30 protein-coding genes are annotated in these 16,025 nt (G+C 66.0%); 3 read left to right on the forward strand and 27 right to left on the reverse strand.

The annotated features are described in order from the left end of the window. The first annotated feature begins 54 nt into the window (after positions 1 to 54). The 3 genes from HNR01_RS08310 to HNR01_RS08320 are packed head-to-tail and all read left to right on the forward strand — an operon-like array spanning position 55 to position 2,063. Complete coding sequence (locus HNR01_RS08310) at positions 55 to 600, forward strand: phosphohydrolase (RefSeq protein ID WP_183667352.1); 546 nt, start codon at positions 55 to 57, stop codon at positions 598 to 600. After that, positions 593 to 898, forward strand: a complete 306-nt coding sequence (locus HNR01_RS08315; RefSeq protein ID WP_309236243.1) for a hypothetical protein — start codon at positions 593 to 595, stop codon at positions 896 to 898. The genes HNR01_RS08310 and HNR01_RS08315 overlap by 8 nt, the downstream gene beginning before the upstream one ends. Next, positions 861 to 2,063: a site-specific integrase gene (locus HNR01_RS08320; protein WP_246417442.1), complete on the forward strand. Its 1,203-nt coding sequence runs from the start codon at positions 861 to 863 to the stop codon at positions 2,061 to 2,063. Before HNR01_RS08315 ends, HNR01_RS08320 begins: the two co-directional genes overlap by 38 nt. Positions 2,064 to 2,235: 172 nt before the next feature. Here the strand turns inward: HNR01_RS08320 and HNR01_RS28010 are convergent, their stop codons facing one another. The 27 genes from HNR01_RS28010 to HNR01_RS08450 form a co-directional block, all read right to left on the reverse strand. Next, positions 2,236 to 3,309, reverse strand: a complete 1,074-nt coding sequence (locus HNR01_RS28010; RefSeq protein ID WP_183667353.1) for a tyrosine-type recombinase/integrase — start codon at positions 3,307 to 3,309, stop codon at positions 2,236 to 2,238. Next, positions 3,278 to 3,529: a hypothetical protein gene (locus HNR01_RS08330; protein ID WP_210313111.1), complete on the reverse strand. Its 252-nt coding sequence runs from the start codon at positions 3,527 to 3,529 to the stop codon at positions 3,278 to 3,280. The genes HNR01_RS28010 and HNR01_RS08330 overlap by 32 nt, the downstream gene beginning before the upstream one ends. 323 nt (positions 3,530 to 3,852) lie before the next feature. Further along, the gene (locus tag HNR01_RS08335; protein ID WP_183667355.1) at positions 3,853 to 4,248 is read right to left on the reverse strand and encodes a hypothetical protein; all 396 of its coding nucleotides are present in this window, start codon (positions 4,246 to 4,248) and stop codon (positions 3,853 to 3,855) included. Beyond that, a complete protein-coding gene (locus HNR01_RS08340) occupies positions 4,238 to 4,729 on the reverse strand; it encodes a hypothetical protein (protein WP_183667356.1) in 492 nt (163 codons plus the stop codon). The genes HNR01_RS08335 and HNR01_RS08340 overlap by 11 nt, the downstream gene beginning before the upstream one ends. Then, on the reverse strand, positions 4,722 to 4,958 hold the full coding sequence (locus HNR01_RS08345; protein ID WP_183667357.1) for a hypothetical protein: 237 nt from the start codon (positions 4,956 to 4,958) through the stop codon (positions 4,722 to 4,724). Before HNR01_RS08345 ends, HNR01_RS08340 begins: the two co-directional genes overlap by 8 nt. A gap of 4 nt (positions 4,959 to 4,962) precedes the next feature. Continuing rightward, a complete protein-coding gene (locus tag HNR01_RS08350; protein ID WP_183667358.1) occupies positions 4,963 to 5,397 on the reverse strand; it encodes a hypothetical protein in 435 nt (144 codons plus the stop codon). Next, the gene (locus HNR01_RS08355) at positions 5,394 to 5,660 is read right to left on the reverse strand and encodes a hypothetical protein (protein WP_183667359.1); all 267 of its coding nucleotides are present in this window, start codon (positions 5,658 to 5,660) and stop codon (positions 5,394 to 5,396) included. The genes HNR01_RS08350 and HNR01_RS08355 overlap by 4 nt, the downstream gene beginning before the upstream one ends. Before the next feature lies 1 nt (position 5,661). Further along, the gene (locus HNR01_RS08360) at positions 5,662 to 7,143 is read right to left on the reverse strand and encodes a DUF3850 domain-containing protein (RefSeq protein WP_183667360.1); all 1,482 of its coding nucleotides are present in this window, start codon (positions 7,141 to 7,143) and stop codon (positions 5,662 to 5,664) included. Positions 7,144 to 7,186: 43 nt separating this feature from the next. Beyond that, on the reverse strand, positions 7,187 to 7,489 hold the full coding sequence (locus HNR01_RS08365) for a hypothetical protein (RefSeq protein WP_183667361.1): 303 nt from the start codon (positions 7,487 to 7,489) through the stop codon (positions 7,187 to 7,189). 7 nt (positions 7,490 to 7,496) lie between these two features. Next, complete coding sequence (locus HNR01_RS08370) at positions 7,497 to 8,435, reverse strand: DUF5131 family protein (protein ID WP_153876869.1); 939 nt, start codon at positions 8,433 to 8,435, stop codon at positions 7,497 to 7,499. Continuing rightward, on the reverse strand, positions 8,435 to 8,890 hold the full coding sequence (locus HNR01_RS08375; RefSeq protein WP_183667362.1) for a DUF4326 domain-containing protein: 456 nt from the start codon (positions 8,888 to 8,890) through the stop codon (positions 8,435 to 8,437). Before HNR01_RS08375 ends, HNR01_RS08370 begins: the two co-directional genes overlap by 1 nt. After that, a complete protein-coding gene (locus tag HNR01_RS08380) occupies positions 8,890 to 9,609 on the reverse strand; it encodes a helix-turn-helix domain-containing protein (RefSeq protein WP_183667363.1) in 720 nt (239 codons plus the stop codon). The genes HNR01_RS08375 and HNR01_RS08380 overlap by 1 nt, the downstream gene beginning before the upstream one ends. Then, a complete protein-coding gene (locus HNR01_RS08385) occupies positions 9,609 to 10,013 on the reverse strand; it encodes an HNH endonuclease signature motif containing protein (RefSeq protein WP_183667364.1) in 405 nt (134 codons plus the stop codon). Before HNR01_RS08385 ends, HNR01_RS08380 begins: the two co-directional genes overlap by 1 nt. Then, positions 10,013 to 10,537: a hypothetical protein gene (locus HNR01_RS08390; RefSeq protein WP_183667365.1), complete on the reverse strand. Its 525-nt coding sequence runs from the start codon at positions 10,535 to 10,537 to the stop codon at positions 10,013 to 10,015. The genes HNR01_RS08385 and HNR01_RS08390 overlap by 1 nt, the downstream gene beginning before the upstream one ends. Continuing rightward, complete coding sequence (locus HNR01_RS08395) at positions 10,534 to 10,935, reverse strand: recombination protein NinB (protein ID WP_183667366.1); 402 nt, start codon at positions 10,933 to 10,935, stop codon at positions 10,534 to 10,536. The genes HNR01_RS08390 and HNR01_RS08395 overlap by 4 nt, the downstream gene beginning before the upstream one ends. Continuing rightward, the gene (locus tag HNR01_RS08400) at positions 10,932 to 11,264 is read right to left on the reverse strand and encodes a hypothetical protein (RefSeq protein ID WP_183667367.1); all 333 of its coding nucleotides are present in this window, start codon (positions 11,262 to 11,264) and stop codon (positions 10,932 to 10,934) included. Before HNR01_RS08400 ends, HNR01_RS08395 begins: the two co-directional genes overlap by 4 nt. Beyond that, on the reverse strand, positions 11,261 to 11,611 hold the full coding sequence (locus HNR01_RS08405; RefSeq protein WP_183667368.1) for a hypothetical protein: 351 nt from the start codon (positions 11,609 to 11,611) through the stop codon (positions 11,261 to 11,263). The genes HNR01_RS08400 and HNR01_RS08405 overlap by 4 nt, the downstream gene beginning before the upstream one ends. Further along, positions 11,608 to 12,255: a lambda-exonuclease family protein gene (locus HNR01_RS08410; RefSeq protein WP_183667369.1), complete on the reverse strand. Its 648-nt coding sequence runs from the start codon at positions 12,253 to 12,255 to the stop codon at positions 11,608 to 11,610. Before HNR01_RS08410 ends, HNR01_RS08405 begins: the two co-directional genes overlap by 4 nt. Next, positions 12,252 to 13,034, reverse strand: a complete 783-nt coding sequence (locus HNR01_RS08415; protein WP_183667370.1) for an ERF family protein — start codon at positions 13,032 to 13,034, stop codon at positions 12,252 to 12,254. Before HNR01_RS08415 ends, HNR01_RS08410 begins: the two co-directional genes overlap by 4 nt. Next, complete coding sequence (locus tag HNR01_RS08420) at positions 13,034 to 13,273, reverse strand: hypothetical protein (protein WP_183667371.1); 240 nt, start codon at positions 13,271 to 13,273, stop codon at positions 13,034 to 13,036. The genes HNR01_RS08415 and HNR01_RS08420 overlap by 1 nt, the downstream gene beginning before the upstream one ends. After that, complete coding sequence (locus HNR01_RS08425) at positions 13,270 to 13,407, reverse strand: hypothetical protein (protein WP_183667372.1); 138 nt, start codon at positions 13,405 to 13,407, stop codon at positions 13,270 to 13,272. The genes HNR01_RS08420 and HNR01_RS08425 overlap by 4 nt, the downstream gene beginning before the upstream one ends. After that, positions 13,404 to 13,994, reverse strand: a complete 591-nt coding sequence (locus HNR01_RS08430; RefSeq protein ID WP_183667373.1) for a hypothetical protein — start codon at positions 13,992 to 13,994, stop codon at positions 13,404 to 13,406. Before HNR01_RS08430 ends, HNR01_RS08425 begins: the two co-directional genes overlap by 4 nt. Continuing rightward, entirely contained in the window at positions 13,991 to 14,323 is a 333-nt protein-coding gene (locus tag HNR01_RS08435) for a DUF6197 family protein (protein ID WP_183667374.1), read from the reverse strand. The genes HNR01_RS08430 and HNR01_RS08435 overlap by 4 nt, the downstream gene beginning before the upstream one ends. Before the next feature lie 3 nt (positions 14,324 to 14,326). Further along, positions 14,327 to 14,617 (reverse strand): XkdD/Y8K6 family phage-associated protein, encoded by a 291-nt coding sequence (locus HNR01_RS08440; RefSeq protein ID WP_512698653.1) that lies wholly within the window; start codon positions 14,615 to 14,617, stop codon positions 14,327 to 14,329. Then, a complete protein-coding gene (locus HNR01_RS27885) occupies positions 14,617 to 14,748 on the reverse strand; it encodes a hypothetical protein (protein WP_281384555.1) in 132 nt (43 codons plus the stop codon). The genes HNR01_RS08440 and HNR01_RS27885 overlap by 1 nt, the downstream gene beginning before the upstream one ends. 40 nt (positions 14,749 to 14,788) lie before the next feature. After that, on the reverse strand, positions 14,789 to 15,130 hold the full coding sequence (locus tag HNR01_RS08445; RefSeq protein ID WP_183667376.1) for a hypothetical protein: 342 nt from the start codon (positions 15,128 to 15,130) through the stop codon (positions 14,789 to 14,791). A gap of 89 nt (positions 15,131 to 15,219) precedes the next feature. Then, positions 15,220 to 16,011: a S24 family peptidase gene (locus tag HNR01_RS08450; protein ID WP_183667377.1), complete on the reverse strand. Its 792-nt coding sequence runs from the start codon at positions 16,009 to 16,011 to the stop codon at positions 15,220 to 15,222. Positions 16,012 to 16,025 lie beyond the last annotated feature (14 nt).

A 16,025-nucleotide genomic window follows, 5' to 3' on the forward strand; every position in this document is an offset into this window, starting at 1 on the left:
ACGAAATGCGCCCCGGTCCGGACCGTCGGCAACCCTGGATCCGGCGCGCGCCCGATGCCGCGCTATCGCAGCAGGATGGAGGCGCCCGTGGCTGATTGGCCAACGCTCGCCGCCGAGATCTTCGCTCGCCGCGCCCACGCCGGGCAGATCGACAAGGGCGGCGCGCCATACTCCGGGCATCTCGGCCGGGTCGCAGCTCGCGCCCGCGCGCACGCCGAGGCGATGGGACTGCCGATCCAGCACGCCGAATGGTGTCAGCAGGTCGGATGGCTGCACGACACGATCGAGGACACCGACACCACCGCCGACGATCTTCTCGACGCCGGTTTCGATCCGGCTGTCGTGCAGGCTGTCCAACTGCTCACCCGACCGCTGGGCAAGCCGTATCTCGAGTGCGTCGCCGGCATCATCGCCAGCGGCGACCGGCTCGCGATGATCGTGAAGCTCAGCGACAACGAGGACAACCTCGACCCGTCGCGTAGCTTTACGGCCGCCTCACCCGAGCACGAACTGCGCTACCGCCGGTCGGCGGAGATGCTGCGCGCGGCGCTCGCCCTGACCCCATCCACCAGCACCACCGCACGAGGTCCCCGTGGGTAGCGTCCGCACCTCGGCTCCGGCCCAGGAGCCATCCTGCCTGTACCCCGACGAGACCGAACTCGCGCGAGTCGTGCTCGGCCCAAAGCGCGCCAAGGCGTGGGGTGGGCTCGCCGCCGTGCTCGAGCGCAGCGGCCTGCCGAAGATCGATCCGATGATGGGCGGTCGGTACTGGCCGGCCGTCCGGGAATTTCTGGACCGCTACCACCATACCGGCGACCATGCCTCCACCCGGCAGCAGGGCCGGAGGGAGGAAGGTGGCCATGCCAGCGGAGCACGAGTTGCACGCGCCCGGTCTTAAGCGGATGAAGCGCCACAACGGGCGCGTCGATCTTTATTGGGTGGCCGACGAGAAGCTCGTGGCCAAGGGGTTCACGCCGAAGACGGTTCGCCTGTTCGGAGACTGGCCGTCGCAGGAGATCGCGTCGCGTTGCGCGATCCTGCAGGCCGAGATGTTGGAGTGGGCCGCCGGCCGCGAGCCAGGCCGGAACGCGTTCGCTCTCGGCACTATCGGCTGGATCTGCCGTGCCTTCGAGACAGACCCCGATTCGCCGATCCATGAGCGCCGTCGCGACACGCGCGTCTTCTACTGCAAATACATCCGCCACCTCGTCGAGGCGGCCGGCGACGAGCACATGGCCGACATCATCGGCCGCGACGTGCGGCGCTGGCACCGCGCCTGGATGGACGATCTCGGCGAGCGCGGCGCCTATGCCTGCATCCAGACGCTCCGCCGGGTCGTGAACTACGGCTGCGAGTTGCGGGACCGAGACGCGATCGAGTTGGCGACCGTGCTGTCGAAGACGACGTTCCGGCAGCCGCGCGCCCGCAAGCTCCGCCCGAGCCACGAGATGATCGTCGCGCTTCGTGCCGCCGCCCATGAAGCGGGCCGGCCGAGCATCGCGCTCGCGGTGACGCTCCAGTTCGAGCTAGGGCTTCGACAGAAGGACGTGATCGGAGAGTGGGACCGCCCTGATGCGGACGCACGAGCCCGAATCGCCGGGGCCATCACGGACGGCGCATGGGTCTGGGATTGGGGGCTCGTCTGGAACCACATTGACGGGACGATCCTGCGCAAGCCGACGTCGAAGTCGAACGGCAACGAGGTCGCCGAGCACGATCTCAGCCACTACCCCGAACTGCTCGCGGAACTGCCGCCCCGCGGCGTCGGGCCCCTGGTCATCGATGAACGATCCGGACTGCCCTGGAGGCGCTCGCATTTCAGCCGGACGTTCCGCGAGATCGCCCGAGCCTCCGGTTGGCCCGACGGCATCTGGAACATGGACAGCAGGGCAGGGGCGGTCAGCGAGGCGTTCGAAGCGGGCGCAGCGCCGGCCGACGTGATGCGCACCGCGACGCACACGCAGATGTCGACGACGATGCTTTATAATCGCGGATCGGTAGTTCAGTCGGGCCGCGTGGCCGAGCTACGAACGGCGCGGCGGAAGACGAAGCCCGCAGGCTGAAAACACCCCGAGAACAACGACGGTAACAGGCGCGGTAACACGCTCTCGTCGAGTTCTAGCTAAGTGCTTGAAAGAATTGGCTCCCCGAGCAGGACTCGAACCTGCGACAAAGCGATTAACAGTCGCCTACCCAAATCAGATACTACAACGACTTAGCACGCTTTGGAAGTGTCTAACCGTCGATTGTCGGCATTTCGATTTCTCCAAAATTGTCTAACCTGAAGGGGTCGAAATCGGCCATCGCGGCATGGGTGTCGCGCGCCCGCTTAGCCCGCTCCGAGTACAGCAGGGCCATGTGAAGGGTCTTCTGCCCGAGCACCCGCCGGATCGTGTCAGGGTCGCAGCCAGCGTCTGCCAACAGTCCGCCCACCGTGTGCCGCAACCCGTGGATCGTCAGACCCTTTTCAACGAGCCCTTCTTTCTCCAGGCCAGCCTTAAAGCGGCTCCATACCGTGTCGAAGCCCGAGCTGGTCCACGGCTGGCCTTCCATGGTTACGGCGAGCGTCTTGGCGTTCGGGTGCGGGCGGCGAGCCAGCGCTTCCTTGAGGAGCGGATGCGGCATCACCGACACCATCTCGTCCGTCTTCGATGTCTCGAACGTCAGCCGCCCCGCCTTGTCGATTGCGGCGGCTGTCAGCGTGAGGGCGTCGCGCTTCCGCATGCCGGTGAACATGCACATCGCCAGCGGCAAGCGCAGATGCGGCGGCGCACGATCAATCACAGCGCGGCACTCGCCGGCTGTCCAAGGACGATTGGCGCGCGGAGCCTTCTTCGGCTTGCGGACGCGCTTGACCTCCTTCACCGGGTTCGTGTGCGCGTAGCGCTTCTCGACGGCGAAGGCGAAGACGACGGACAGCACCGCCATCACGTAGTTGGCTGTGCGCCGCCCCTTCGTGACGAAGAGGTGGTCTCGGATCTCGGAGACGGTCGCTGACGTGATCTCGCGAACGGGCGTGTTGTGAAAGGGCGCCAGGAGCTTGAAATACTTTTCGTAGCCCTTCTGCGTCGCAGGAGCGAGCGTGAGGAAGGCCGGCTTCTTGTACGCCTCCCACACCATCAGCAACGTGCCTTTGGGCTTGGCCGCCTGCCGAGCCGTCTTCGCGTTCAGGCGCTCAAGCTCTTGGAAGAACTCGGGCGTGCCGTAGACCGAGGCGATGGGCGTGCCGCTCGGCCGATGGTACAGCCGCAGCTTGCCGTGCCTGTCGCGGTAACGTTTAAGATGCTTCACGGGAGCGACGGTTCGCACGCTTGAACTCCGCAAGGGCGTCGGTGACGCTGGTTAGGCCGCCAGCCGATTTCTTGCGGGTCTCGATCCACTCGTCCAGATCGCGGATGTCGTAGACCTCCAAGCGCTTGTCGCCGAAGTCCACGGGAGCGACCGGGCAACGCGATTTGAAGGCGCCGACCGACATGCTGCAATAGCTTGCGGCAAGGGTCGGCTTCATCAGCCGGGGCCAGTTCGGCATAGATCCACCCCTCTCCCTAGGCACGATCCGTTCTCCCTGTCGTGTTGGGGGCAAGGGCGGCGCGGCCCTTCGGGGTGAGCGTCGCGCGGGTCGCATGCCAATTGCGGCCGACGCCGCTGGAGAGAGCCACAAGCCCACCCTGCCGCAAGCGGGTCATCATCGTCCCGCCAATGCGGCCGAGCCCTTGGGGGCTGTTACGGTTGCCGCCCTTGCGCCGCTCTTCGACGCCCGGCCGTTTCATCATTCTCTGGCCGAGAGCGGCCGGGCTTGACCCGTGGCCCTCTGCGATAGCCAGCAACGCCCACTGCTGCGCGTCCGTCAGCCTACGCATCGCACTTCTCCTGTTCGGCGAGGACGGCGAGCGTGATCGTCCCAGCCCGCTTCTTCGGGCGCTTGCCGGGCTCGATCCGGTCCACGAGCCGGAAGCTGTCGATGCTATCCTGCTGCTCGAACGCCCAGGCGAGATGATGCCGGCAGCAGACGAGCGGACGATAGGTGACGGCACCTGACTGCTCGTTCTCTCGCGAGATGATCCCGGCCGACACCAGTTCGTCCAAACCGGCCTGCGCCCGCGGCGAGGGGCGGTGCTCCACCATGGCGAAGCGGAGGTGGCTCGTGCCGCCGATCTTCATGCCGCCGAACCATGCGGCGGCGACTTGGCGTGCGTCGCTGCTCAATCCCGCCTCGATCTCGGCGGCGAGGCTCTTGTCAGGCGCCATGGGAGCGAGCCTCCTGTTCGGCCTGAGCGATGAGGGCGGCGACGTGGAGCATCAGTGCTGCGGTCGTCAGAGCGAGCGCCACGGTAGGCGCAGAGCAATCGCGTGAGCCGACGCGCCAGCCGGCATCATTCCCGACCCACGGGTTGATCTTCGCCCACGCCCGGCCCGCCAGCCCTCCCCGCGTCGGATCTGGCGTCATGGTGCTGATCTGGTAGCCGCCCGGCAGGAACCCGATCAGTCGCTTGACGGCCTCGGCTTCCGACGTGAACCGGCAGGCTTGGTTGGTGACGAACTTGTCGGTGCGGGGATCAATCCACACGTCGTCGTCCAGCCGCTCGTCCGTGTAGTAGTCGTGAGCGCCGATGTACCGTCGGTCGCGGACGTAGAACGCGGCCATGATCGCCTCATCCAAGGCGCGGTCGGCCTCCTTAGCCTCCTGCGCGCGGAGCATCAGCCCCTTCATCGTTTCCAGATCAGCCACGGTCGGCCTCCTCACAATTGAGCGCAGGGGTGGAGGCTTGTGACGGAGCCCAGGCGAGGACGCCGGAGACGATTGAGAGGAGCAGCGCCAGCAGGCACATCGTCAGCCCAGCGACCACGATGACCGATCCGGGCGTGCTGGCGTCAGATCGCCATCTGGATAGCGTCAGAAACACGTAGGCGAGCGTCGCCAAGCCGATGGCTGCGAGCAGAGCGGTTGCGGTAGCCATGGCTCTACCCCTCCCTTGCCGTGGCCGCGCGGGCGAGCGCGGTGGCCTCTCGGAGCTTGCCGGACAGGATGCGCAAGCTGGTGGCATCGTCGGCGAGGCAGCCGCGCCCTTCTTCGGTCTCGCGGGCGCACTGCGCCGGCACATGCCGGCCCGACACCCGCTTGCTGTGGAAGAAATATTCGCAGTGCTTGGCCGTGCCGCAGTCGATCAGGTTGGCGGCGCGCAGCAACAGCGTCTCGTTGTCGGCGAGGCTCGCAAGCGCCCTGTCCTTCGCCTCCACCTCGGCCCGGAGGCCGGCTGCTTCGGCGGTGGCGGTGGCAAGGACAAGCTCGCCGAACTCCACCAGAAGCTCTTCGATCTCGGGTCTGTGGTAGCCGTTTCGGCGCTGGAACTCGGCCAGCGCCTCAGCCAGCGCCTCGGGGGTGGCGGCGGGCGTCATTGGCGTCTCCCCGGTGCTGCGAACGAGTAGCCGACCTTCGTCATCTGCTGACGGTCGTTGTCGAACATGATCCAGCGACCGCCGCCCCACCAGATCGTGTCGCCGAGGGCCGGCAGACTGTCCTGCGGCTCGGCATAGACACACGTCTCGTCGTGGACGCCAGGGCCGCCCGCGTTGGTCGAGATGACCCAGAGGCGCAACACGTCCTTGCCGCCCTCAAGACGCATCGGGAGGATTTCGATCAGCTTGCCACCGCCGGCCATATCAGCGCCCTCCCTGACCGGAGGACGGGGGAGCGGGCAGAAGCGCTTCGAGATTGTCGGCAACGACCGTCAGTTCGCAGAACGCCGCCTTGTTCTCCGGATCGGCCGCCATGGTGCGGATCTCGCCGATCTCGCGGCGCAGACGCTCGGCCAGATCGTCCGCCCCTTGCGCTTCCGGGGCTGCCGGGCGGGCGGCGAGGGGCGAGGTCCAGATCGCTTCTGTGACGATCTCGACGGCTTCCTCTCGGTCAGCCTCGCAATGGAAGAGGCCGCCAGAGGCAGCGTTCTCAAGCTGCTCCACGGCCCGCTCTGCCGCCTTCGCGACGGCTTGTTCAACAGCTACCCCAACCTGATCCGTGCGGGTGCTGTCGGGAGCGGGCTTCTCGGCGAGGCAGACAGCGGCTGCGACCCGGTTCCAAGCCTCAATGGCGTTGTCGCTGGTTTCCGAAAGCGAGCCTTCTGGGTAGCGCGTTTCGTACGCCGCAATGGCACCTGCTGTCGGTATAACGGCGCCAGTAACGAAGTCAGTTGATCGCCTTGATGCAGATGGCCATCCGTGATGCCAGCAAAACGCTGCGTAGGCTGCCACGTCGAGCGGGTCGCCCTTGCCGACGTGGCGTAGGAGACCGTTCTGGCACTCCACCTGCCAGTTACTCTTGAGCCACCCGTTCTTCCAGCCATACTTAGCCTCGGCCGCGCGCAGTTTCACCTTCAGGGCCGCCGAAAACCGATCAACGAGCGCATCGGTCTCCGCCCCCGACCCGGCGCTCTGCCCGGCCGGATGGGAGGCGAGAATGTCTCGGATATGGTTCGCCGAGGCTGCCGCGAAGTCGGCGTCCGCTGAGTTGAGCGGCCCTTTCTGTTCCCTTGCTTCGGGAACCACGGCGTAGTCGTGGAGGCCCCTAACGACCTTGAACCGTCCCTTTGACGCCGCTTCGCTCAGCGCCCGCAGGCCATCCGGCACGGCCCCTGCCGGCTGGGCGGGGGTGGCGTCCTCGCACTTCAGGAGAGCCCAAGCCGCAGTCACGGCTGCCGGCTCCTCGTATGGCTGAAAGCCGCCTTCGTCGTCGGCCCATTTCCGCCCGCAGTGATCGCAGATCGTCCAGATTGCGCCGCCGCGGTGCGTCTCCTCGTGAAGGCATGCGTGCTTGTCGTGCTCAGCGATCAGGTCGCGCATGACCTTGCGCCAGCCCCCCGCCGTCCGCTCGTCACTGTCCGCACGGGGTGAGGCGAGAGGCGCCAGCGACAGGATGCAGTAGCCCATCGGAAGCTCGAACTCGCCGCCGCGAAGGATGTTGGTGATGCGGCGGTCGAGCGGCGGGTTGCCGTGGTATCCGTGATCTGGGTCGTAGCAGCGCAGGCGGACCGTCTGCCCGACCTCGTAGCCGCCTCGGTCGTCGCGGCGATACTCAAAGGTCTTCTCGCCCCGAGCCGCAGGCCAGAACACATCTGGGTGCGACTTGAACTCGTGATCGATCGTCATCGTCTCAGCGCCTACCGCGCCCTGTGCTGGGATAGACATGGGGTTAGGCTCCGGGGGTGAGGGTGCGGGATTTTGGCGTGACGGGCTTCCGGGCCACGGGCATGGTGACCCACGTCGGCGGAGCGCTCGTGTCCGCGGTGGTGTCCCAGGCGTAGGGCGGGAAGCGGCTGTTGCCGGCGAGACGGACCTTGCCGAGGTGTTCAAGCATCCGCAGGCGGGCCAGCACGAGCGCTGTCGTGAAGTCGCTGTGCCCCTTCATCACGAGCATGTTGCGATAAACGTAGCTCTGGCAGCCGGGCTTCTCCCGAACCACTTCCAGCACGTCGAACAGATCAGGGCGCTTCACGGCCATCTCACCGCCCCCCTTCAGCGAGACCGCCAGGGGTCGGGAAACCGTCGTGCGTTGTGCCGTCGAGTGTGCGGCCAGCCTTGCGCTTGCCGACGCGACGGACATTGCGGCCATCGGGGAAGGTGTAGATCTCGCCCGGTCCCTCGACCTCGCTGACGGAGGCCCACTCACCGTTCTGCTTGTGGAGGTACGGCACCCCAGCCGCGGAGCACTGGTCGCGGATATCTCGGAACCACTGCGGGTTCGTCGGCCGGGCCCGATGTTGGCCCTGGTCGGTCTCTCCGCCCGTGATGATCCAGTCCAATCCGGGCAACCGTGTCCCGCACGGATCACCGAACATGCCGGAAAGCTCACCCGTCAGTCCGTTCAGCACCTCCGCGCCGCGAAACCACATGGTCGAGATGGAGGTCAGATCGATCGGGCCGAGGAGAGGTTCGCAGGATAGGAACGCGATCTTGGCGCCGAGGGTGTGCTTCGCCACGAGAAGGGCCGGGACGTTCTTATTGGTCCGCTTTTGATCCTCGCACGTGGCGCCGAGGGCGACGTTGCCCGGCAGCCCGCCGGCCGCTTCCGACATCTCGACCGCGTTCTGCGGGCGCTTCGTCAGCAGCAGCCAGAGCAGGTTCGGCGTCGCCCGGATCAGGTCGAACCAATCGCGGCGCACAGCCGGGTCGGCCCGGTTGTCGAAGGGGTCGCACAGGCTCGGGAAGACAGTGATCGTCTTGCCGGCAGCTTTCGCCTCGCGGTCCCATGCCAGCGGCTTCCGCCAATAGCCGGCGCTGGTCCGCGAGCGCTCGCCGTGCGGACCCCACTCGACCCGGCCCATGCGGGTATCCATCAGGTGCTCGGCATAACAGCCGTCGCACGCCGGGCTGATCTTGGTGCAGCCGATCCAGGGCGACCACGTCCGGTCCGCCCACTCGATGTTGGTGGTCTCGGCCATCACGCGCGCTCCTTCACGGAGCCGCTGTCCGCAGCCCCCTCGTTCTGGCTTTCGTTGGCGGGGAGGGCTTCGCAGCTCGGCCCGTTGGCGAGTTCGAGCAGCACGTCGGCATGGCAGGGCGCATCGAGGGCGCACCAGCATGCGAGGTTGCGGCCCGCGAGTTGCCGCACATCACGGCCGATGGCGTGAAGGTGCCGGCTCCACGGATGGTCCTCGGTCGGTTGAGGGGAAGCCATCTCCCGCGCGACGTCGGCGCGGAACCACGAGGCATAGTTCCCCGGCGTAACGCCCTCCTTGTAAGGATTGCCCCACCGGCTCGGCCGCGCGACGTTGACCGCCGGCAGCCCGTTCACCGCCCGGCTATGCGCCTGAAGGTCAAACCCCTTCTTCCGGCTCAGTTGAAGGCGGACAGGTCTCGCCCTCACAGGCGCTCGTGTCTCGGAGGTGAGGGTCATTAGGCGGCCCTTCTCATGTAGGCGAGACAATGGGCGACGAAGTTGTCAGATCGGCCGTCGAAAAGATTCCCGATCTGACGCGCAGTCATCTCGGGATGAGCCGCGCGAATGTTCGCAACAGCTTCGTGGCGAGCGAGACTAACTGCTTCAACGTAGCACCGACCGATGACATCATGCGGGGACACGCTGTACTTCCGAGACGTGTCCTCAATGATTTGCATTGGCGCAGGCGCTTCGGCGCAAACCACTCCGGACTTTTGCCGATTGGCGCTTCGTGGCCTCGGGTTCAGTCCGAGCGCATTGCGGATCGAAGACGGATCGCGCCCGCCGAAGATGCGTCCAAGCCGCTTGATGCTGAAGGTCGGATGCGCCTCTCTCACGGCTCGAATTGCGGCATGCCGAGCCGTGACGAACTGAACGGAGCGATCCTCGCCCACGATGTCGTCAAAGGTCACTCCGTGCTGAGCAGCCACCCGGCGAATGATTGATCTCGGCAGGCGTGCGAGCGCGTCGCGCAGGTCAGACGATCCCTGCGGAAGGGCAGCCGGCGGCGGCGCTGTTTCTGCCGGCTCCTGCTCCGCCTCGACCAGAACGGGCTTCGGCTGAAGCGCCTTAAGCTTGCGGCTTGCCTCCTCCTGCCGACGCCGGATTTCCTTCTGCCGAGCGATCATCTCGGCGGCGGTCGTCAGATTAGCGACAGGAACGTAATCGACGTTCATCAGGCTTCTCCGTGCGGGTTGCGGCGCTCAACGGTGCCGTTCATGCGGCGCTTGAGACCGGAGGCTTTGGTGCCGGGGAGGGGGCGGCCCGACTTCATCGGACGGCGGCTCGGGCCAGTGCAGGTTTCGCCAGCAAGGCGCTTGGCCTTGGCGATCACCTTGGCGTCCAAGGCGGTTTTGGCTTTGTGGCACTCGATGCAGAGAGGCCGGACGTTCTCGACGGCATGCTTGCCGCCGATTTCACGTGGAATCTCGTGGTCAAGCTGGTACTCAGACCGCTTGCGCATCCGCTCGCCGCACTGAGCACAGACGACGAAGCGGCGGAGCACGTCGCGCTCGAATGTGGTCGTGAAAGCCTGCCGCTCTTCTGGCTCGACGCGGGGGCGCTGGAAGACTTCACCCATCACGCGGCCTCCCGCTCATTGCGAACGGCCGGCTCGCTCCAAACGACGCCATGCTCGGCGCCGGCCGTACGAAAGCTGAGGCCGCGCTTTACGCCCTTCCGCGCAGTCACTTTCGGCGTCTTGACGGCTTGCTCAGGCGTCCAGCCCTGGCGCAGGCGCTGGTGCAGCGTCCCGTACTTCAGTCCGCACCTCTCGGCCCATGCGCTGACGGGGAGGGTTTCGCCATCGACGGTAAGGAGAGCGTTGTCCTTCTTGTTTCTGTTCTGCTCTGTCCGCGTTGCCCAGAAGCAGTTGGCGGGGTTGTATCCGCCGTTGTTGTCCCGGCGCTCGACCGAGTGCCCCTTGGACGGGCGCGGTCCCATGTCTTCTAGGAAGCTGGCGAAATCCATCCACCGATCGCAGATGGAGATGCCTCGACCGCCGTAATTTCCGTACGCTTTATTCGTCTTCAGCAGGCACCGCGATTTGATGCCGAGCCAGATGCCGTATTCCGACGTGCGGCGTCCCCCATGTTTGAAGTTCATGCCGCGTCCTCCAACTGGTCAGAAGAGAAGACGACGCCACGCTCGGCGCCGAAGCACGCTATGAGTTCAATCAGGTCCGAGAACTCGGCTTTCGTCAGCTTCGACGTGCGGAGACCGAGCACCACGAAGGAGCCGGCATCCAAGCCGGGGACGACCTTCGCCTTGCGGAGAGACGCGGTGAACACGTCCTTCCATTCTTCGGGCGTGAGTTGCTGGCCGTACCATTCGACCTGACGGGATACGTCCGTCAGACAGGCCCAGAGCTTGGCGTTCTGATCGAGCGAGCGCGACGGCGGCTTAAACTCGACTTTGGTGCCGACCGGCAGGCCCTGTATCCAGCGGATAGCGCGGGCACGAACGGTCTCATTGGCGAGCGTGAGGACGTGACGGGCGCTCATTCCGCGCGCTCCCAACGGGCCGTATAAACTCCGGCATGCCGCCCCGACCGCGTGCGCCGCTTAGCGCCGCTCAGAGCGATGGCGCCCTTGATCGCGAGGCCACGAATTCGGGCGCTCGCTGTCTGATGCGGCAGGCCCGTCGCCGTCTCGCATTCCTCACAGGTTGCCCCGTGCTGGCCGCGCGACTTGATCGCGTCGAACACCACCCGCTCCAGATGCGGGAGGATGTGACGGATGCTCTCGGCCGCCTGCTTGGAGGTTTCCGAGCCGCGGACGAAGGGGATCGTCTCAGGGTCGCGGGTGGGGATGTGGTCGAAGAGGTCGGTCATGCCGCAAGCCTCCGCTCGTATCGGTCATGGAAGGCGCGGGCGTTCTCCCGCTGACGTGCCCACGCCCGGATCTCGGCGTAGGTCGTTCCGTGGAGGAGGCAGATCGCCTCCATGCATTGGTCGAAGGTGAAGCAGCGGACGTGGCACTCATCGGGGAGGAGCCACATCTGCTCGGCGAGCCAAGCGTAGACCCGCTGCCGGGCGCTCTTGCGGGCGCCGCCGCTGTGACCGCGCAGCCAAGTGAGTTGGCTTCCGCGATAGCCGCCGGTCTCGACAGCGTTGAGCCAGATGTCGTCCAGCACCTCGTGGACGTCAGAGCGGAGATCGTGGCAGGGGAGTGCGGTCATGCTGCCGCGCGCTCCTCGCCGCCGTAGAGCGCCCGCAGGCTGGCGACCTTCTCCTCAAGCTCGGCGAGGAAGGCGGCGATGTCCTTCTCAAGCGTCGCAATCAGAGCGTCGTCGCGCTCGACCCTCTTCACGAACAGACGCATTGCCTCGGGCAGTCGCGGATCGTAGGAGGCGAAGTCGCACCAGCGGCGGCCCGTGCAGGCCATCTGCCAGTTCATTTGCAGGACGTACTTCTCAGGCACCTTTTGCCCGAGCAACGTGTCGATGTGCGTTGCGCTGTTGGGGGCCTTGATCTCGACCAACCCGTCATCCCCGACCAAGCCGTCAGGGCTGGCGTGCGTGCCGGCGATCGTCGGATGTCGCACGATGCCGACGAGAGCCACGTCCACGTCGGTCAGGAACTCATAGGCGGCGCGGGCCTCCGGCTCCTTCTCCGTGCCCCACTGCATGGCGGCATTGGTGAAGCGATCGGCCGGCGTGCCGGTCAGCCGCTCAGCAACCATCTCGGCCATCAGGTTGGCACGGGAGGCGCCCCAACCGGTCTTCGTGCGGGCGACAGCCTCGGCGATGCGCGAGGCGCCTAGGCTGCCGACGCGGGCCTCAAGCCACGCATCGCTGCCCTGGACCAGGTCGAGGTCGGTCACTGGCGCCCCCTCTTGGCTTCGAGGAGGCGGACGGCTTCGGCGTAGCGAGCGGCCGGGATGTCGGGGATGCTCTCGGCCTTGAAGTAGTTCAGGAAGCGGCCGATGTCGGCGCCGACTTCCGTGGCTAGGGCGCGGATCTGCGAAGCCTGCTCGTCGGTGATGACGTCGCCGCCGGTCATAGGCTGGCGGCGCGCGTTGTAGCCGCCAGCCGATTGGCCATCGTCGTCATCGTTCGTGAGAGCGATGTCGAAGACCATCAGCAGCAGGTAGCGGCGGCCGTAGCTCATCGTGGAGCCGAAGGCGTGCGTCGCCGTCTTGTTCTGGTTGCCCTTCATCCCGTTGGCATCGGTCGGGATGTCGGCGAAGTAGGTGCGCGAGAAGCCGGCCGCGTGAGCCACCACGCACGTGACGCGGTAGTGGTCCTTCAGCGGCGAGGTATCCGTGCCGTAGGAGAGCGAGAAGCCGTGCTGCGTGATGACAGGGCGGATGGCGGCGCTGATGCTCTCAAGCCGGGCGTAGCGCGAGCGGGTCTGCTCGTTCTTGGCATCGCGGTAGACCTGAGGCATCTCGGCCTGCGCGGCCTGCATCGCCGCGTTAAAGGCCATCTCGGCGCTGCGCAGAGCCACGCGCTCCTGCATGGACATCAGCCGCTCAAGCTTATCAATGTCCACGGACGGGTCGCGCACCGCCCGCTCGATCATGCTGATGATGGCGGTCGTCTCACCGGCCTGGGCCGGGACGGACGGCGCATCGTCGTGGGTGCGTGCGATCTCGCCCATCAAGCGGCGCTCCTCGTCTCAACGGTGGGGGAAAGCCGGGCCGCGAGCGTCGTCAGCGTCACGGCATGGGCGCGAAGCAGGGTCGCGACGTGCTCAAGCTCTGCGGCGCGATCGGCAGACGGCTCGGCGTGCCGGGCCTCGTGCTTCATCGAGCCGACGAAGGTGCTCAGCAGGACTTCCGTGTCGTGCGCGGCTCGGAGCGAGCGGTCGAACACGGGTGAACCGTCGTAGGTGCTCACGGCTCGTCTCCGTAGGTGATGAACGAGGGAGGGATGCCGTCGCGCTCGTTGTCGCGGCGGGAGAGCCATTCGCTGAGATGACGAATGGCGATGATGCCAAGGATGCTGGCGAGGGAGAGCGAGGCGATCGTCACCAGAAGCTCCCGACAGCAGGCAGGCGGGGCTCAAGGCAGTCGGCGGGCGTCAGGCGCTGCTCATCGTTCGCGGCTCGGCCTGGATGCTCGGCGTAGGCTTGCCCCGGCCGGCGACCGAGTTTCGGATACCGGACGATTTCGACCTTGAAGGTCGGGTAGCGCTGGCTGAACCGAGCCGCAGCGTTGTCCGCGAACTCGTTGGCCGCGTCCTCGCCTTCGAAGGGGCCGAACGTGGCCTCTTCCTCGACCGGCACCACATCGAGGCCGGTCATCTCGCGCACCACGTTGAAAGACAGGGCGGTGCGCTGGCGGACGATGAAGCGAACGGTCGGTTTGGGCGACGCCAGCTTCTTGGCGATCTCGGCCAGAACCTCGCGTGTTTCAGGCCGAGCTGGGATGGTGTCGAGCAGTTGCCGGGCGTCCGCCTCGGAAACCGTGATCTCGGCAGTGCCGCCGTCTCTCGACCAACTGGCGCCGCAAACGAGGCGCTGATTGATCCGGCGAACCGCGTCGTCAGCCATTTCACCGACGACGGTGCGGAAGTCGTAGAACGCGACCGCAGAGGTCTTGAGAGCGAGGCCGGTCATCGTCCCGCCTCCGCCTCTGCGGCAGCAATGGCGGCGTCGTACATCTGCATGACGGCGGCGTGGCCGAGATCGTCGTTCGTATCCGGTGCCGGACGACTGAACAGTTCGTATGAGGCCGACCGCAGCGTTGCTTCGGCCTGTTCAAGGTCATTGGCGTCATACTGTGCCCGATCTGCCCGGACGGCGCCGACAGCGCACCAGCACACGGCGTCTCCCCACCAGGGCTGGACTGCCCAACCGGTAGCGTCAGCAGCCAGACCGCCACGGAGCCAATTCTTCGGATCTTCAATCCGAGCGCGCGCGGCGCGGAGGATGTCGGCGGAGGCCATGGATCAAGCCTCCTCGCCGAGAGCTTTGGCGATGGCCGCTCGGGCCAAATCAAATTCCGCAGTCTTCCGATCGGCGACGCGGACCACAGCCCGCAGCGCCTCCAGCAGATCCGGGGCGGCAGCAATCAGACGAGCATTGCGTTTGGCCTGCGCCTTCGGGATCTCGTCCCCATCCGCCGAGATCTGGGCGACGTGCCGCCAGTCGTACGGCTCCTTGCCGACGACGATCGACAAGATTTCCGGTCCTAGCGGATCCTCAAACGCCCACGGGCCAGGGGTATGCTGACCAGCCATTAGAGAACTCCGAGATGAAAGAGGCAGACGATCACGACCACGGCGCAGGCCGGGATCAGCGAGAGGAAGAAGGCGGCGTTGGCGCGCTCAGTCAGAGCAGGCGGCTCGGGAGGCGCAGAAGGGTGAAGCACGGCGGCTGCTCCGGTTCGGTAGGCGGGGAGGGGAAGGGGATCAGTGCGCGGCCGAGCGGCGCTGAGCGCGGGCTTCGCTCCAGGCATTGAGCAGGCTGGAGCGGATCAGGTCGGCCCAACGAGCCGTATTGCCGGCGGCGCGGGACTGCTTGGCGCGAGCGTGGGCAAGCCGCATCACTGCGGCGCGGTCGAACGAGCCAGAGACGAAGAGGGGAGAAGCCTTGGCGGCCGTCAGAGCGGCGCGGGCAGCATCGCGGGCCTGAGCCTCGGCGAGCTTCTTGGCGTTGAACGCCGCGATGGCGACCTTGCGAGCGTCGCCGCTGATGCGATCAGCCTGGAGCGCCGACCGGAAGGTGAGGTTGCTGATCTGGCGGCGGGTCATCGGGGCGGCTCCATCGCGTCGCTGCGATGAAACCGTTGTAGCGATAGGCGCTACGTCCCGTCAATCCCGCGTAGCGAAGAACGCTACAATTATTTTCCGCGACGCCCGGCGCTCGGGCCGATGTCGAGCATGGTGCGATAAACCCGGCCCACTACGCGAAAGGGGCCATCCACAAGAACCGGCCCGTGATCCCGATTAGTGCTGTAGGGGGCAAAGTGCTCCGGCCTGGACCGATAGCGCTTGTATGTGGTGCCATGGTCGCCATCCGCCGCGACCACATAGAAGCCGCCGTCGATCAGCCGAGTATCAGCACGATTGACGAAGATGACCGACCCAGGCGGGGATACGAGATCCATGCTATCGCCCTCGACGGATAGGGCAATCCAGTCTCCAGGCGGAAGATCGCTCGCGGCGATGTATCGCTCAACGTCCTCGGCCTTCACAGCTTCGCGCGCCGACAGATTGCTGGCGCTCACGAGGCTATCCAGCATGGGGACTTTTACGAGGCCGTCGGCATTCTCAAGAGGAGCCGGGAAGCCCGTGATCTCCTCGATAGCAATCATTTCGTCGCCCGCTACAGCTCGCTTGCCGAGCGTCATTTTGTTGACGGCGGCACGATCAATAGCGCGGTGCAAATGAGCAGTTAGCCGCCTCGCAAGCTCTGCCTGCGAGAGCTTCGAGTGCTTTAGCGCGTCTGTGACCCACTCCTGTAACATAGGTTCGGCGTAGCGCGTATCGCGACGCGCGTCCGTGACTAAGTTCGCTACACCCGCTTGCAAACTCGTAGCGATATGCGCTACAAGCGGCGCATGGAACCGGCTGCCTCGATAGTCAGGGCCCTCGGAGGGCCATCCAAAGTCGCCGAGATTGTCGGTGTCCATCGGACGCGCGTCTC

The sequence above is a fragment of the Methylorubrum rhodesianum genome, from assembly GCF_014199985.1.
In the GTDB taxonomy this organism is placed as follows: Bacteria; Pseudomonadota; Alphaproteobacteria; order Rhizobiales; family Beijerinckiaceae; genus Methylobacterium; species Methylobacterium rhodesianum.